The organism is Shewanella sp. P1-14-1, from assembly GCF_001401775.1.
Taxonomy (GTDB): Bacteria; Pseudomonadota; Gammaproteobacteria; order Enterobacterales; family Shewanellaceae; genus Shewanella; species Shewanella japonica.
The window spans coordinates 225,479-241,201 of the sequence record NZ_LKTL01000003.1 but is presented as its reverse complement, the minus strand read 5'-3'; the positions used below and the strand labels follow the sequence as shown (position 1 = coordinate 241,201).

The following is a 15,723-nucleotide window of genomic DNA, read 5'->3' as shown; positions in this document are numbered from 1 at the left end:
AATATGATGGACCTAGAATATAAAAAGCAGCAGATTTTAGAGGCATACTTTCCTGGCATTGCGAGCCTTAATAGTGATGATGCGGATAATGTGTACCTTGAAGCAAGCGATGTGCAGAAGAAAGAGTATATTGCCGAATGCCAAAAGCTGTATGTAAAAGGCAAAGACCACTTAACCATGAATGAACCCTTTCGACCTGAGAGGGATATTTGTGATTTCCCTGATTTGCTTAGTTATGATATTCCCTATTGGCAATATCAAGAATCCCTTGATGACGCGATATTAGCAGAAATGGAGACCCCAAAATATATCGCAAAGGCGCCTGATAAATACATCAGCAAGTTTTGTGGTGATTGGGTGAGGCTTTATATTGATGGCACTTTTTATTATGGCTCCTTGTATACCGCGATGCATTTTATTTTGTCAACAGTAGAAGAAAATGTGAACAGCTGGATTGAGCAGCGGTATCCATACCAACTGCAACTCAATACTTACCAATGCGACAATCAAAAGGGTTATGTGTCAGTCGAGTTTGCCACTAATAATGAAAGTAATAATAAGCAATCCTCTAGGGCTCGTTGTGTTATGCGGGATTTTTTAAATGATTTATCCCCTGAGCTTAATGATTATCTAAATGCACAAACACCGGCAACGTATATTATTTATGGTGTGGATTATGATGGGGCACCAACCGTTGATCTCATTTGTAAAAATAATCAAACACTGTCGTTAATTCGTCCTGCAACTTTTATGGATGATTTTTTACCTAAAACACAAAACCCAGCATATTTAGACTTGCTCGCCAGACGTTATACAAAGCAAGCGATAGATAGGTTAATCAAGCTTGGGTTTTGACATAAGTTAGTAGTGGTTGAGTGATTTTAGCGGCCTAATCAGAGATGTTTGGCTTGAATTTCATTATGGGTGAATTATTTTTGCATAGCTTTGTTGTTAAGTTGGAAACATAATTTCAAACGACCTTATCAGTACTACAAGTTAATCTCACGATAATAAAACTATGCGTTTTCGTAGCTTTTTCTTTTTTGAATGCTAGAAATGACAAGAGCCACTAAAATAGTGGCTCTATTACTCTCTACCTATGGTTAAATCTTTATGTGTATCCAATAGATACACAATAATATGTGTATCTAATTAATATACGGGAGCTGACATGGCTACTAAAACTGCACCTATAAATATGCGAGTAGAGCCGTCTGTTCGTAATATCATTGATGCTGCGGCTAATTTACTAAAGGTTGACCGTTCTGTATTTATCCAACAAGCAGCACTTTATCAAGCTCACCAAGTTATTGCTTCACAAAGAGACTTTGCTCTGGACGAACAAGCCTTTGCTGCATTTGAGCAAGCATTAGACGCAGAACCAGCCGTTGATAAAGGTATGGTAGAGTTGATGAATAGGAAATCACCTTGGGAATAACTGCACCTGAATTGCTTACAGAAACTCATGATTTATCTGATTTTGATTGTGGTAGGAAGGAGCTAAATGACTGGCTAGTAAAAAAGGCACTAAAGAGTCAACAACGAAATAAGGCAAAAGTTTATATTGTCACCGATCCTAACACTGCAAAGGTCATTGGCTATTACGCTGTTGCTATGGGGTCTGTTCAGCGTGAAGCCGCGATTGCAGCCCTAAGAAGAAACAGCCCCAACCCAATACCAATGATTGTTCTTGCAAGATTAGCCGTCAATGACTCCCATCACGGAAAAGGCATCGGTGTAGGTCTTCTGAAAGACTGTGTCAAAAGGTCTGTTCATGCTATGAACGTAGTCGGCGGACCGGGCATTCTTGTACACGCTATCGACGACTCTGCCAAAAAATTTTACACCAGATTTGGTTTCAAAGACTCCACATTTGATCCTATGGTGCTTATGGCTAGAGTAAAAGATATTGAAGCGGCTCAAAAGTAACCATCTAGCAAACCACACCAATCGTTTAATACCAATCCGCATGAGACTTTGCCCATATTAACCCAGTACGACCTCTTAATTTATTGACCATACTGTCTCAACATTAAGTGTCCGATGGAATTAGACCTGAGCAATCTACTACAAGCTAAGCATTATCGAACTCTACATGATAGATCTTTTCTCAATGGATGCAGGTTAGTTGTGTACAGAAATTAGCTTAAGGCTAAAATTTACAGCTTCAGTTGTCGATTTCAGATAAGTTGACAGTATCCTCATTCTTATTCGGTAAAATTGTTAGTGCAGGTTAGCTTACCTGCACATTTCAAATTCATTGATTTAGTCGTTTGCTTGCCATTGGTGACATTGGGTTTTAGTTTCTATTCGTAAAGTACGGGCTAAACTGATTATTGTCTTGGGTCATTAAGGTGACAAATTTAGGGTGAACAAATAGCTTCTCTTTACCCGATTGCACTTCTTGTAACACACCAATATCGCATAGCTGTTTTAAGTAGACAGAGGCAGTTTGACGTTTTGCTAAGCCGTTTTCGACCAGATTTTGAATGCGGCAATAAGGCTGCTCAAAAATCACTTGTACTAGCTCATGGCTATAAATCTTAGGTAACTGCTGGCGCACATATTCAGTGGTGTGCTCGATAAGCTCACGGGCTGCGGCTATCTTATGGGTGGTCCACTTGGCTGTTTGTTCAACGGCATTAAGCATAAAGATGATCCACGCTTGCCAATCTTGCTTAGTGGTCACGTTTAGCAATAAGCGGTAATAATCTTGCTTGTTAGCGACGATATAACGGCTCAGGTACAGGATAGGTGCACTAAGCAATTGTTGGTCAATAAGATAAAGAATATTGAGTACACGTCCAGTACGGCCATTACCATCAATAAAAGGATGAATAGCTTCAAACTGGTAATGGGCCATCGCCATTTTAATCAGTGGGTCTATATCATCTTGATTGTGTAAAAAGGCCTCCCAGTTACTGAGTAGATCTCGAATAACTGTCTCGCCTGCTGGTGGGGTATAGATAATTTGTCCAGTAGCTTGGTTGGTTAAGCTAGTACCAGGCACTTTACGTATATTCATTTGTACAGATTTGATGGTGCTACAAATTTCTAATGCGGTGGTAATACACAATGGTCTGCTGGTTAGTTCAGTGAAGCCTTGGTAAAGGGCAGTGCGATAACGTAGTGCCTCTTTAGTCATGGGGTCAGCTTGGCTGTCCTCTTGGGCGTACTGAAATAGCTTGTCGGTAGTGGTGACAATGTTTTCAATCTCACTACTGCCTTGCGCTTCAAGTAGCGGCAGTAAATTGATGAGCAAACCTTGATTTGGCAGAAGTTCACCCGCTTGCTTTAATTCAGCAAGGGCGGCACGGGCTGGAATACAGGCTTTGAGTATGGGTAAGGTTTCGGCTAACTCCCCAAGTTCGCTATCTAGCGGTAGCGGGGGTAAATGGTTGTATGCTTGGTCAGCTTGCCATTTCATGTTTAAAAAACCTTCTTTTATCGACATAAATAGATAGTTCAGTGAGCTTATGTCGATTCAATCGACATGTAAAGCAATCATGTTTATAAAACTCAAATTAATCGACATATATTGCGATAAATAGGTGATTGTGTCGTTGGTATCAACATGTATAGAAATCAGCGATATATATACAGGTTAAATTTATATGTATAGAAATGCGTATTTCATAGGTACTGTCAACTTAGCGACTGTAGTGGGATAGTTAATTTGGCCACTACATAACGATGCATATGGTGGCCGTTGCCATTGTGTACTAACTTTATAGTGAGAGGCCAAAAGTTTCTCGAGAGAAACTTTTTAAACGAAGCGCCTACACTACCGTTTTAAATCATGTTGCCATTATTTAAAACTGGCTTCGTATATTCGCAGTGCAAGCTTTGGCACGATGCGGCCATCCTAGAGTTTCCTGAGCTATAGAACTCAAGCCGCTGCATAATTGCTAGAATGATAAGAGTAAGGCTGTAAATCAATTAGTCATTATCCAAGCTTCTAAATAGGTACCTTTCTTCATCTTTTTAAATATTCCTTCACGGCAAACTCAGTGAAATAAAGTGGGACAACGAGGTTCTTTGTTTCTGTTGCTGGAGAGCCCTGAGTACCAGTCAGTTTTATTGTTTTATGGGGCTGGCACTTAGTGATATATGACACTAAAGACTTGGCTCTAGTGCGCTTACCGCTTTTGACTTCAATCGGAACAACCCTACCTTGATCATCAGTAATAATAAATTCAATTTCAGCTCGTGCATCACCCCATGAATACGTTGGGTCGATACCTTGTGCAGCTAATTCCTGTTGCACGAAGTTTTCTGCAACATAGCCCTTGTAGTCAAAGCCCTGTTGCTTAACCTCTTTGTAGCTGATCCCTAGCATATGGTTAAGAAGGCCAACGTCAAACAGGAATAGCTTGACCATATTATCTTTCTTATAGGCAGCGAGTGGACTTTTAGGCATGCCATCAATGGGGAAATTCTTTAATACTAATCGGCATTTTTCTAACCAAGTAATTGCGCTTTCTAGCTCACCGTAACGAGATTTTCGCTCATGTATTCCCTTAAACTTAAAGCGCTTGACTGACTCGTCTATGACCGCTGAGAGCTGAGAAGGAACATTATTAAATACAGCTTCAATCAAGCCAGTATCGACTTTGCCTGAGTACTTACCAAAGTCACGCTGATAGCCGGATATTAGGTCGGCTTGAACACGAGACACAGCCGCTATTCGCTCAAGAATACTGTCATTAGCTGGCGCAAACCAACTGTTTACCGCTTCAGGCATACCGCCAGTGAAGTAGTAGTCAGTAAGCTTGTCGAATAATTTTGTATGTGCTGCTGCGTTGTTTACCTGCCCTTCAAATGCTTTAATGAGTGGGGCTTCATTAGATGCAAGTAGAAACTCATGAAAGGAGAGGGGGCGAAGGTTGTGCTGCTCGACTTTGCCAACAGGGAAGCTGTCTAACAAGCCGATATTAGAGCCACTTGCTGCAATATACATGTGAGGTGCTTTTTCAGCGAAGTACTTAAGCGACGTGACTGCGCGGGGGCATTCTCCTATCTCATCCAATAAAAGCAGATCCGTTGTCGGCTCGAATTCTTCACCTGTCAGTAGCTCAATATTAGAGATGAGATCTGTGGGTGTAAGAGAACCTGAAAAAGCATCAGCCATCTCGGGAGATTCAAGAAAGTCGATCCGTAAGGTGCGATTAAACTTACTACCCAATAAGCTTTGAAGCAGATAGGTTTTGCCTGTTTGACGAGCACCATCGATCAGCAGAGGTTTACGTTCGGATCGCGTTTTCCACTCTAGTAGTTTATTCAGTAATGACCTTTGCATGACGAACTCCAGCACTTACATATAATCACATTACACTTTAATGCGCATAAAAAAGCAAGTTTTTACATTTTTATGCGCATTAAATGTTGGTGCTTTACAATTGTCTGCGCTATAGATGAGCAGAACAAGGGGATATCTAGGGATAGGCTTGTCCGAACCTAATTTAGCTATTTGCTAATAAACCACACAATAGTGAACTGAATTACCTGTCATGTGCTGCGCTTTACTTGTTAACAACTCAGCTTTTAAATCTCAGCAATGAGCGGGGTTAAACTGTCTAAAAAAACCAATTTTAGACAATAAAGTCCCAGGCTAAAATTGATGGTTTATATAAGTTACTTAAAGGGCGGGGTTTGTGACCAGATTATTAGATCAGTGTAGCAAAGAGGGGACAAAGCATGAAACATAACAAACCAATTAATGATGTGAACTCAATATCTTTAAATGCATTTGACGAAGTAAATGATGTAGGTCTAAGTGATGTGACATTAGGTGCTACACAGAATCTGCTACAGGGTCAGTGTCATCAGCTAAATGATTAATAACGTCATTAGCATCTAGTTCAACTAACTCATGAGCACTTCTTAGGTTTATACAGTACTCACCATTTTTATTAATCACAATCTTTTGCATTGTTGCTTCCATATTTGGATACCGCCAAATATTCACAATCAGTTCATCTTCAATATGTTCTGTATTGATTGTGTAAGTCTATTTGTAGTGGATTACTTAAACTGGCCACTAGCTTGTAGGTGATACTTATACATTGTTATAGCTGAGGTTATCTGAAATATGGAAGCTTTCAGAACTTCGTAAAGCGTTTTTGTTCAGAAATGGGTTAGACAGACTCTAATGTAGTGGCCAGAATTCATTGTCCACTACATCTTTTGTATCTTAATCCGATTACGCTAGCTATGGTTATGTATTTTATTTGAATACGTTAAACCATTTTTTGTATCAATTTTAGGATGCATTTATCATAAGCTGCACCCTTAAGTGAATACGAAAAACAAAAACTGTATCTTAAATGTGATACATTTCCTATCAAGTTGTAATCAATATTTAGTACATTCTCCGTATGTTTGTATTAATATTTCGATACAGAAAGCATATTTGTGTCATCAAATTTGAATACGTAAAGTTGGAAGGTGTATCTCATTTTGGGTACACTTAAGGCATGAATAATGGAGGGCGAGGTTACTATGTACTCTTTTCAAAGCAATATGCACAAGCAACAACCCGTTAAGAAAACGGTTTTAAGACAGTACAGAGAACTGGTTGATGCAGTTAAGGGAACGCTATTCCCCTCAACACCTAAAGAGGGTTGGATTAGGACAGTAAGAAAAGCTCTTGATATGTCAGGCGCCCAGCTAGGAGATAGAGCTGGCTTGACAAGAAATAGAATTTCAGTCCTTGAAAGGCGTGAGGTTGATGGCGACATAACTCTAAATCAGTTAAAGCAACTAGCTGAAGCTCTAGACTGTGACTTCTCATACACTCTAAAGCCTAAAAAGGCTGTATCTGACACAATGCAAGAGCGTGCGCTTAAGCTTGCGAAAGAAGAGGTAAAGAAAGCATCTAAAAATATGTTTCTAGAGGCGCAATCAGTTAGCAAAGAGAAAGAAAATATCTTAATAAGTGAACTAGCCGAAGAAATTATGCGTGCAGGTGGTCGTAAGCTATGGGGTAAAAATAAGGAATACAAAGTATTTTGAACATTGATGAGCCAGAAGCTGCTACACCGCTTGATCCTGATGATATGGAAGGGTTGAAACACCCACACGTAACAACAAGAGAGCAACTTAACGAGCTTGAACAATCCAATATACTAGCAGGCCAGCAATGGGTTAGTGGTATCTCAGGCCTAACGCTGGATTCTATTTTCTCAGCTGAGTTTGTTCTTGCCCTCCATCAAAACCTATTTGGTGATGTTTGGACCTGGGCCGGGACCATTCGAAACAAAGAGTTAAGTATAGGCTGCGATCCCTTCCAAATCTGGCCCAAGCTCCACAACTTTTTAGAAGATGCTAAGTGCTGGGTAGAGTTCAAACACTTCTCAAATCTAGAGCTCAGCGCACGCATACAGCACAAGCTTGTTGAGATTCATCCTTTCCCAAATGGTAATGGCAGACACTCGCGTATATTTACCGATGTAGTTCGCATCGTTCTGCTAGAGGAGCCACCAATTAACTGGGCAGAGGGCAACCTAGAGAAAGTGAGCGAAGAGCGCAAAGCTTATATCTCTTGCCTTAAGGAGGCAGACAAAGGTGATTTTACTGCGTTCGTTAAATACCTAGAGAACCTTGGTAACTGACTTAAACAACACTAGTGGATAGTGTAGTGGCACGATTTTATTTTTATAAAGTAAATGTTGTTGGCGTTTCCCCTGTGTTGTAGACACTAACCTAAGGCCTGATTAAATGATTGAATCTATAAATCAATTTTTAAGAGATGGAAATCAGACATATAGAGTCATCTCAATTCCGAACTATGTAAACAGGGATAGCAAAGTATTAATAGAATGCGAAATTCATGGTTTAAGCTGTGACTGGGGAACCCCTTGGCTACCAAGCATCCGCAGCGTATCAACTAAAAGCAAATCAGGACAAAATGGTGTCAGTTGCCCTAAATGTTCGGGGCGATATTCTGAATCAGAGCTTGAAGCTGTAGATTCTGTAAATAAAAAGCTAGAACAACATTTTAAAAAACACAACTTACCAACTTTGACGGTGAATGGTTTTATTGGTGGATATGCTTTAGATAAATCTATTTGTTTAATAGAGTGCGAACTTCATGGACTGGGAAATGACTGGAATACTCCTTGGACTCCAAGGTTAAATCATTTAAGAAGATCTGGTGGTGATAGTAAAAATATAAGTGGCTGTCCTAAGTGTAGTAAAACATATCGTTACAGTGAACAAGAATACATTCAACAAGTAAACAATAAAATAGGTAGTAATAATTTAAAGTTGCTGAAAATTGAAAAATTTAAGAATATTCACTCTCGATGTTATGTGTCTTGTCAAATCCACGGAGATGGTTGGCGTTGGGATTTAAATGCTAAATGGTTCCCGACTATTAGTAAACTGCTTCAAGGTCAAGGGTGTCCTCGTTGTAATCGAGGTCCCTTTTATACTGAGAATGAAAATATTGAAAGAACAAATAAATTTATAACAAAAAACTTTCCATTATTATCAGTGGAAGGGGCCATTAATTATGAGGGAAATCAAAGCCGAGCTATTGTTCGATGTAAAGAGCATGGTTTGGGTAGTGAATTTGGGAATAAATGGGAACCTACTTTCGAAAGTTTAAATTATGGCAGTAATTGTCCCAAATGTTCAAAAATATATGCACCGACAGAAGTAGAAGCTTTTGAGTACGTAAACATAGTCGCATCAGAGAAAGGGATGTTTGTTCCCTATTTTAAAGGTCACTATAAAGGCGCTAAAACCCGCTGTAACGTCGTTTGTGAGCATCATGGTGATTTAAGTGCTTTTAATGATTTTAGCTGGCCAACAATTGATAATATTTGTAATGCAAAAACATCTTGTTTTCTATGTGCAAAAGAAAGACACACTCTAGTGTGTTTATTGAAAAACCCTATCGGTTTTTCTTCGCCAAGAAAGCTTTACTATATAGAGTTCACTGATGTAGAAACTCAACTTGTTAGAGCGTATAAAATAGGGGTGTTTGCTGGGACATTTCGTCAGCGATGGAGCGAATCACGACTTAGACGAGAAGGGCTTTATATTTCCAAAAAAATAATAAAAAATTGTACTTCTATTGATGCCTGCTTAACAGAGAGCTATATCCTAAGAAAGTATTCAAATGAAAATATTTTTTTTCCTCCCTTAAAAAACTGGGGAGCGACTGAGTGCTTTCACTCAGATGTGATAGGGATTGATGAAGATTGTAATTTAGACCAATTGCATGAAGAAGCAATTTTGGATTTTTCAAACATAATTAAAAATATTGACCTATCTTTTTTAGAAAGATTAGAAGTTAATAGAGCTTGGCAGCGACACATATCTTGAGCCCAAATTAATGACGATCGGTAAGGTGTAACTCAGACACTTTTTAACGTCCTATAATAACAATTTTCATGTTCAGCTTTAGAAGACCAGCCATTAGCAGTATGACTATAAATGAATATGTAGATTATGAGACTGAAGTTATGCGCTTAGCCCAAGCGTATAAAGTTGATGAACTGACGACGTATTTGGTGTTAATAGAGCAAGATTGGATTGGTATTGAACGTGAAGACTCAGAGCGTGTATGTGCAAGTGTTGCGCATCAAATCGTGACAGCATGGAGTGAAATCGATACTCAGCCAAATGACAAATAGGCTTTAAACGCATTTTATAGTCATCAATAATGTCGCTTTAGTGGCATTTTGTGTGCGTAAAATTCGCGTTTAATCTCAGGGAAGGGTAGGAGTAAACTGTCTCAAATGGCCATTTTAAGACAAATAAACGTCTCATGGTAAACGAGGTGCGCATGTAAGTTGTTGAATTTAGTGAGTAAAACTAGTGTTTTCAAAAGCACCTAATAGGCCTAACTATCTATCTATTGGACTGGGCAAGAATGTCGTCATTTTGAAACTGAATTTGCGGCTTGGTGTGGTTGTGATTATGCAATTGCACTGGGTAATGGCACTTTGGCGCTTGATTTGGTTCTAAATGCCTTAGGGGTAGGTGCTGCTTTTAAAGGCACAGAGCTTGATGAGGTGATCACCACGCCTCGTACCTTTTTGGCATCCGCTTCTTCAATTGTTACCGCCGGTGCGAACCCTGTATTTGCGGATGTAGACTTAAATAGCCAAACGATTACTGCTGAGTCAATAGCAGCAGTATTAACACCGAACACAAAAGCTGTGATTGTAGTACACTTTGCGGGTATGCCTGCTGAAATGGATGCCATTATGGCATTGTCTGAAAAGCATGGTTTTTATGTGATTGAAGATTGTACCCAAACTCATGGTGCTAAATATAAAGGGCAGGGCGTAGGTACTATTGGTCATATTGGTGCTTGGTCTTTTGCCAAGACAAAATTATGACTACTGGTGGTGAAGGCTGCATGGTGACTACCAATGACAAAACGTTGTGGTCTAAAATGTGGTCTTATAAAGATCATGGTAAAAGCTTTGATGCAATTTATAACCGAGAACACCCACCAGGGTTTCGTTGGTTACATGAAAGCTTTGGTACTAATTGGCGTATGACTGAAATGCAAGGTGCGATAGGGCGCATTCAGTTAACTCGAATGCTAGATTGGACTGCTAAACGTCAATCAAATGCAAAAGCGATAGACACAGCTGTGGCAGATATAAATGTAGTCAGAACTGTTGTTGTGCCTGATTATATTGAACATGCAGAATACAAGCATTATTTATTTGTAAAGCCAGAGAACTTAGCCGAAGGCTGGAGTCGTGATCGTATTGTGGATGAAATTATGGCTTTTGGGGGCCAGCTTTTCAAGGCAGTTGTTCTGAGATCTATCTTGAGAAAGCCTTTGATAATACCCCTTGGCGTCCTGAATATCGTTTACCCAATGCATTAGTATTAGGTGAAACCAGTATAATGTTTTTGGTTCATCCTACATTGACTGAGGCTGAAATAGATAAAACATGTCAAATTCTTAAGCATGTCTTATTACTGGCACAGAAGTAAATTATTGAGGTTATAAAGAAATGAAAATAGCAGTTGCTGGTACAGGTTACGTTGGTTTATCTAACGCAATGCTTTTGGCTCAAAACAATGAAGTTGTTGCGGTTGATATAATCCCTGAAAAAGTAGAAATGCTCAATGAAAAAAAAGCGCCAATTGTTGATGTTGAAATTGAAGACTTCTTAGCTAATAAAACTCTCAATTTTAAAGCTACGCTTGATAAAGACTATGCGTATAAAAATGCTGAATATGTCATCATCGCAACTCCTACAGATTATGACCCAGAAACTAATTTTTTCAATACATCATCTGTAGAAGCGGTTATTAAAGATGTGATGGCCACAAACCCTAATGCTATTATGGTTATTAAATCAACTGTGCCAGTGGGTTATACTGCTCGGATTAAAGAAGAGCTGGGTTGTGATAATTTAATTTTTTCACCAGAGTTTTTGCGAGAGGGCCGTGCTTTATATGATAACTTACACCCTTCGCGAATTATTGTTGGTGAGCGCTCCGAACGGGCTCAAGTTTTCGCAAATCTTTTGGTTGAAGGTGCGATTAAAGAAAACATTGAAGTACTGTTTACAGACTCTACTGAAGCTGAAGCAGTTAAGCTATTTTCTAATACTTATTTAGCTCTTCGTGTTGCTTACTTCAATGAGCTAGATTCTTACGCTGAATTGCATGGATTAGATGCACGCCAGATCATTGAAGGAGTCGGATTAGATCCTCGAATAGGTAATCATTATAACAATCCATCATTTGGTTACGGTGGTTATTGTTTACCAAAAGACACTAAACAATTACGTGCTAATTATGTTGATGTGCCTAACAACATAATAAGCGCAATTGTGGAATCAAATACGACTCGTAAAGACTTTGTTGCGGAATCAATTTTAAAGCGTAACCCAACTAGAGTTGGTATTTATCGATTAATCATGAAGTCGGGTTCTGATAACTTCAGAGCATCGAGTGTTCAAGGGATTATGAAGCGCTTAAAGGCAAAAGGCATTGAAGTCTTTGTTTATGAACCAGTTTTAGAAGAAGAGGAATTCTTTCACTCTAAAGTCATTAAATCACTTGAAGAGTTTAAAGCGAGTTGTGATGTCATTGTTTCAAATCGCATGGTTGATGAAATTCGTGATGTTGCAGATAAAGTATATACTCGCGATTTATTCGGCTCAGATTAGTACTAGTTGTTAACCTAGTTGAATAGGTCTATCTATCTATTATGATTTTAGCGCTAGAGTATTGATTTACTTAAACTAGCGCTAACTTTTTCTGTCTCATGATCAAAAAAGTCGATAAAAATGTGTCTCATCGGTTTTTTGTTCACATTTATTCCTACAATTCCAGAGTAGTGCACAAGTTAAGTTTTTTCTTCGTGTTCTTTCATGCTCTCACATATAATATCCTAAGCTAGTTGTTCGCATTATTCATATTACCCTGTAAATGGTATAGTGGTGAGGCGTACGTATTTAAAGAAGTAATACAATATGATTTTTAAGTTTATGGAGCGGAAAATGGATTTTTTGCAAAGTTTATTTCGTTTAGAGCGAAGCCAGAAACGGTTAGTGAGTATCGCAATTGATACTGTTTTTCTAAGCTTTGCTTTTTGGGCTGCGTTATTAGTTAGAGTTGATGATGTCAGTGTGTTACTTAATAAGCACTACTGGGCTTTGCTTATCACAAGTATTCCTTTTAGCATTTTCGCTTTTGCTAAGCTTGGTTTATATCGTGCAGTACTGCGTTATATGAGTTTACAAGCAATAACGGCTATTTTGCTCGGTATTGTCACTTCAACTGTCACTTTAGTATTTGTATCTTATTTTACAGATGCCTCTCTCCCTAGAACTGTTCCGGTTATATACGCTATGTTTGCACTGGTGTTTGTTGGAGGTAGTAGAGCGTTAATACGGTCAATGGTTGGATCGGGATTAAAGCGAGATGGCGAACCTGTGATTATTTATGGGGCAGGTGTGAGTGGCCGTCAATTACTTAACTCGTTAGTGTTGAGTCATGAATATTATCCTTTCGCCTTTGTTGATGATGATGAAGCACTTCATGGGACTGTTATTCAAGGTGTACACGTGCATTCACCATCAATAATTGATTAATGCTCTCCTTTAGTGATGTTCTTATTCCTATTATTTACTTAGCGTGAACCATTGTTATATGTCATTTGAAGCCTACGTTACAGTATTTATTTTTGTTGCCACTATCATGGCATTATTACGCTTTCAGAATCGGCCTGGCGTGGTTTTTGGCGTAACTTTATTGCTATTAGTAGCTTCAGGCTTAGTGACCCAGCAGCAACTGTTATCGAGTATTGCCAATCCTGGGTTAATTACGTTAGTGCTTTTGATTATATGCTCCTTTGCACTAGAAAAAACTCGCCTATTGAGGATCATAGCCTCCAAAGTAATCCTAAAAAGTTACAAGGGCACTTTTATCCGACTGTTTTCGCTAACGGCGATAAGTTCTGCATTGTTAAATAATACTGCAGTCGTCGCCACACTGCTTTCGCCTATTCGAAACAACCCTCATCATTTTGCTAGTCGATTATTGCTGCCCTTGTCCTATGCGGCCATTTTAGGGGGAACATTAACACTGATTGGTACCTCAACAAATCTGATTATTAATAGTCTTTACATGGATACGGTAGGGCAATCGTTATCGTTTTTCTCCTTCACTGCCATTGGTTGTTTATTGGTTGTTGGTTGTGGTGGGGTATTAGCATTTTCTGTTCGATTTTTACCTGAAAATACGACGGTTTCTGATTGTAGTAAGGGCTACTTTTATTGATGCCAAAATAACTGAGCATTCTGAGTTAATAGGAAGAACTGTCGAAACCAATGGATTACGTAATTTAGAGTCATTATTTTTGGTTGAAGTGGTGCGTGATGGGTGTTTAATCAGCCCTGTTTCTCCTAGTGAAATACTTAGGCAAGATGACAGATTAATTTTTTCTGGTGACATCACTAAGGTTGAGCAACTGGCTCAGTTCTCAGGCCTTAAAACCTTTGCTCACCAAAATGAACTGACAACCGCTAATTTAACTGAAGTGGTTGTGCGACCTGAAAGCATTTTAATTAGAAAAACACTGAAACATGTCGGCTTTAGAGCCTTGTTCGATGCTGCTGTTGTGGCTATTAGGCGTGATGGTGAGCAAGTGTCAGGTAAGTTAGGTGAGGTATGCATAAAAGCGGGCGATTTTTTAGTGCTTGCTGTCGGTGAAGATTTTAAATCTAGACGTAATATCAGTAAAAATTTCATCTTTTTAAGCGGAGTTGAAACAGAAGTCAGGCTAAGTGGTTGGCGGGCTTGGTTAGCGGTGGGCGGTTTTGTTTCTACCGTGGCGTTAGCTGCTTTGGGATGGGTCGAGTTATTTCAAGGGTTAGTGATTTTACTTGGCTGTCTTATTTTATCTCAGTCGATTAGTGTTAATGAAATCATGCGTAGGCTGCCCATTGATATTTGGTTAATTGTGTCTGCCGCTATTTTGTTATCTCATGCATTGGCTAATGCTGGTGTTGTTGGCTTTTTAGGTGATTGGATAAGCGATGGTTTTGACAGTAATCATGTTTACTTAGCTTTGATTATTATTTACTTTTTAACTTGGTTCATGACAGAACTTGTCACCAACAACGCTGCGGCCGCACTGATGTTTCCAATTGCTTACAGTGTAGCGTTAGGTTTCGGGGTGGATGTATTACCATTTGTAATGACGGTAGCATTTGCCGCCAGTGGCAGTTTTATTAGCCCTTATGGCTATCAAACCAATTTAATGGTGTTCAACGCTGGTCAATATAAATTTAACGATTTTATCAAAGTTGGTTTGCCGGTCAGTGTGGTTTATGGCGCTATTGTCATTCTGGCTGTGCCTTATTTCTTCCCTTTTTAACAACTTAAGTATTACAAGGATTTATCATGTCACAAACGCCTTATCAGTCTATTGACGTTAGCGCTGAAAAATCAACTGATGTTGTTTGGCATCTAGCGAGTGTTAGCCATGATGAACGTAGCAAGCTCAATGGGCATAGCGCCGCAGTGTTGTGGTTTACGGGGTTAAGTGGCTCAGGTAAATCAACCGTTGCTAATGCTGTAGATAAAATGCTCTATGATTTGGGTTGTAAAACCTATGTGTTAGATGGTGATAACGTCCGCCATGGTTTAAATGGCGATTTAGGCTTTAGTGATGCTGACCGGGTTGAAAATATTCGTCGTATTGGTGAAGTGTCAAAGCTATTTGTGGATGCTGGGTTAATAGTGTCTACGGCATTTATCTCGCCATTTTTACAAGACAGAGAAATGGTGCGATCTCAGCTTAACCAAGGACAATTTATTGAGGTGTTTATTGATACGCCTATAGCGATTTGCGATCAGCGAGATCCTAAAGGCTTATATAAAAAAGCCCGAGCAGGTGAGATTAAACATTTTACCGGTATCGACTCAGATTACGACGCGCCTTTAACTCCTGAAGTCCACGTTAAAACAGCAGAAAACGATATTGAAGTTTGTGCCAAGCAAGTGATTAACTATTTAATTGAACATCGCTACATCACTGTAAAGTAATATTCCGTTAGTTGTTGGTGTGTTTAATGCTATTTCATTACTGACAACTGACAACTGACAACTGACAACAGATAGCTAACTGCTGTATCAGCGCATTCGTACATCACCCCAAGAAAACCTACCCCAAAATCTCTAATGTTAGTGCCTTCTGTAACCTTCGCTTATAAAGTTGCTGAGATTAGC

12 protein-coding genes and 3 pseudogenes are annotated in these 15,723 nt (G+C 39.2%); 12 read left to right on the top strand and 3 right to left on the bottom strand.

Annotation, left to right across the window (positions count from 1 at the left end; genetic code table 11):
- Positions 1-3 precede the first annotated feature (3 nt).
- The 3 genes from AN944_RS03255 (at position 4) to AN944_RS03245 (ending at position 1,929) form a co-directional block, all read left to right on the top strand.
- Positions 4-855: a hypothetical protein gene (locus tag AN944_RS03255; protein WP_144430124.1), complete on the top strand. Its 852-nt coding sequence runs from the start codon at positions 4-6 to the stop codon at positions 853-855.
- 316 nt (positions 856-1,171) lie between these two features.
- The gene (locus AN944_RS03250) at positions 1,172-1,438 is read left to right on the top strand and encodes a DUF1778 domain-containing protein (RefSeq protein WP_055023143.1); all 267 of its coding nucleotides are present in this window, start codon (positions 1,172-1,174) and stop codon (positions 1,436-1,438) included.
- A complete protein-coding gene (locus AN944_RS03245) occupies positions 1,429-1,929 on the top strand; it encodes a GNAT family N-acetyltransferase (protein WP_055023142.1) in 501 nt (166 codons plus the stop codon). Before AN944_RS03250 ends, AN944_RS03245 begins: the two co-directional genes overlap by 10 nt.
- A 370-nt stretch (positions 1,930-2,299) precedes the next feature.
- Here AN944_RS03245 and fic read toward each other — a convergent pair whose 3' ends face one another.
- The 3 genes from fic to AN944_RS21605 form a co-directional block, all read right to left on the bottom strand.
- Positions 2,300-3,427: a protein adenylyltransferase Fic gene (gene fic, locus AN944_RS03240; RefSeq protein WP_055023141.1), complete on the bottom strand. Its 1,128-nt coding sequence runs from the start codon at positions 3,425-3,427 to the stop codon at positions 2,300-2,302.
- Between the two features lie 549 nt (positions 3,428-3,976).
- The gene (locus tag AN944_RS03235) at positions 3,977-5,299 is read right to left on the bottom strand and encodes an ATP-binding protein (protein WP_055023140.1); all 1,323 of its coding nucleotides are present in this window, start codon (positions 5,297-5,299) and stop codon (positions 3,977-3,979) included.
- A gap of 495 nt (positions 5,300-5,794) precedes the next feature.
- Positions 5,795-5,932 (bottom strand): hypothetical protein, encoded by a 138-nt coding sequence (locus tag AN944_RS21605; RefSeq protein WP_160319072.1) that lies wholly within the window; start codon positions 5,930-5,932, stop codon positions 5,795-5,797.
- A gap of 569 nt (positions 5,933-6,501) precedes the next feature.
- Between AN944_RS21605 and AN944_RS03230 the strand changes: the two genes are divergently transcribed.
- The 9 genes and pseudogenes from AN944_RS03230 to cysC all read left to right on the top strand — a co-directional run bounded on the left by AN944_RS03230 (position 6,502) and on the right by cysC (position 15,540).
- Positions 6,502-7,014 (top strand): mobile mystery protein A, encoded by a 513-nt coding sequence (locus AN944_RS03230; RefSeq protein ID WP_055023187.1) that lies wholly within the window; start codon positions 6,502-6,504, stop codon positions 7,012-7,014.
- Positions 7,011-7,613, top strand: coding sequence for a mobile mystery protein B (locus AN944_RS03225; RefSeq protein ID WP_055023139.1), 603 nt, complete (start codon positions 7,011-7,013; stop codon positions 7,611-7,613). The genes AN944_RS03230 and AN944_RS03225 overlap by 4 nt, the downstream gene beginning before the upstream one ends.
- A 106-nt stretch (positions 7,614-7,719) precedes the next feature.
- Positions 7,720-9,333, top strand: a complete 1,614-nt coding sequence (locus AN944_RS03220; protein ID WP_055023138.1) for a hypothetical protein — start codon at positions 7,720-7,722, stop codon at positions 9,331-9,333.
- A gap of 101 nt (positions 9,334-9,434) precedes the next feature.
- Positions 9,435-9,644, top strand: coding sequence for a hypothetical protein (locus AN944_RS21480; RefSeq protein ID WP_144430123.1), 210 nt, complete (start codon positions 9,435-9,437; stop codon positions 9,642-9,644).
- A 219-nt stretch (positions 9,645-9,863) separates the two neighbouring features.
- A pseudogene (locus AN944_RS03215) lies at positions 9,864-10,858 on the top strand (DegT/DnrJ/EryC1/StrS family aminotransferase).
- A gap of 130 nt (positions 10,859-10,988) precedes the next feature.
- Positions 10,989-12,155: a nucleotide sugar dehydrogenase gene (locus AN944_RS03210; protein ID WP_055023137.1), complete on the top strand. Its 1,167-nt coding sequence runs from the start codon at positions 10,989-10,991 to the stop codon at positions 12,153-12,155.
- Between the two features lie 333 nt (positions 12,156-12,488).
- Positions 12,489-13,076, top strand: a pseudogene (locus AN944_RS03205) (nucleoside-diphosphate sugar epimerase/dehydratase); the annotation flags it as partial.
- Between the two features lie 64 nt (positions 13,077-13,140).
- A pseudogene (locus AN944_RS03200) lies at positions 13,141-14,869 on the top strand (SLC13 family permease).
- 26 nt (positions 14,870-14,895) lie between these two features.
- Positions 14,896-15,540 (top strand): adenylyl-sulfate kinase, encoded by a 645-nt coding sequence (gene cysC / locus AN944_RS03195; protein WP_055023135.1) that lies wholly within the window; start codon positions 14,896-14,898, stop codon positions 15,538-15,540.
- The last annotated feature ends 183 nt before the right edge of the window (positions 15,541-15,723 follow it).

Coding starts and splice junctions, on each gene's coding strand:
- AN944_RS03255 (WP_144430124.1), top strand. CDS start 4: ATGATGGACCTAGAATATAAAAAGCAGCAGATTTTAGAGGCATACTTT.
- AN944_RS03250 (WP_055023143.1), top strand. CDS start 1,172: ATGGCTACTAAAACTGCACCTATAAATATGCGAGTAGAGCCGTCTGTT.
- fic (WP_055023141.1), bottom strand. CDS start 3,427: ATGAAATGGCAAGCTGACCAAGCATACAACCATTTACCCCCGCTACCG.
- AN944_RS03235 (WP_055023140.1), bottom strand. CDS start 5,299: ATGCAAAGGTCATTACTGAATAAACTACTAGAGTGGAAAACGCGATCC.
- AN944_RS21605 (WP_160319072.1), bottom strand. CDS start 5,932: ATGCAAAAGATTGTGATTAATAAAAATGGTGAGTACTGTATAAACCTA.
- AN944_RS03230 (WP_055023187.1), top strand. CDS start 6,502: ATGTACTCTTTTCAAAGCAATATGCACAAGCAACAACCCGTTAAGAAA.
- AN944_RS03220 (WP_055023138.1), top strand. CDS start 7,720: ATGATTGAATCTATAAATCAATTTTTAAGAGATGGAAATCAGACATAT.
- AN944_RS21480 (WP_144430123.1), top strand. CDS start 9,435: ATGACTATAAATGAATATGTAGATTATGAGACTGAAGTTATGCGCTTA.
- AN944_RS03210 (WP_055023137.1), top strand. CDS start 10,989: ATGAAAATAGCAGTTGCTGGTACAGGTTACGTTGGTTTATCTAACGCA.
- cysC (WP_055023135.1), top strand. CDS start 14,896: ATGTCACAAACGCCTTATCAGTCTATTGACGTTAGCGCTGAAAAATCA.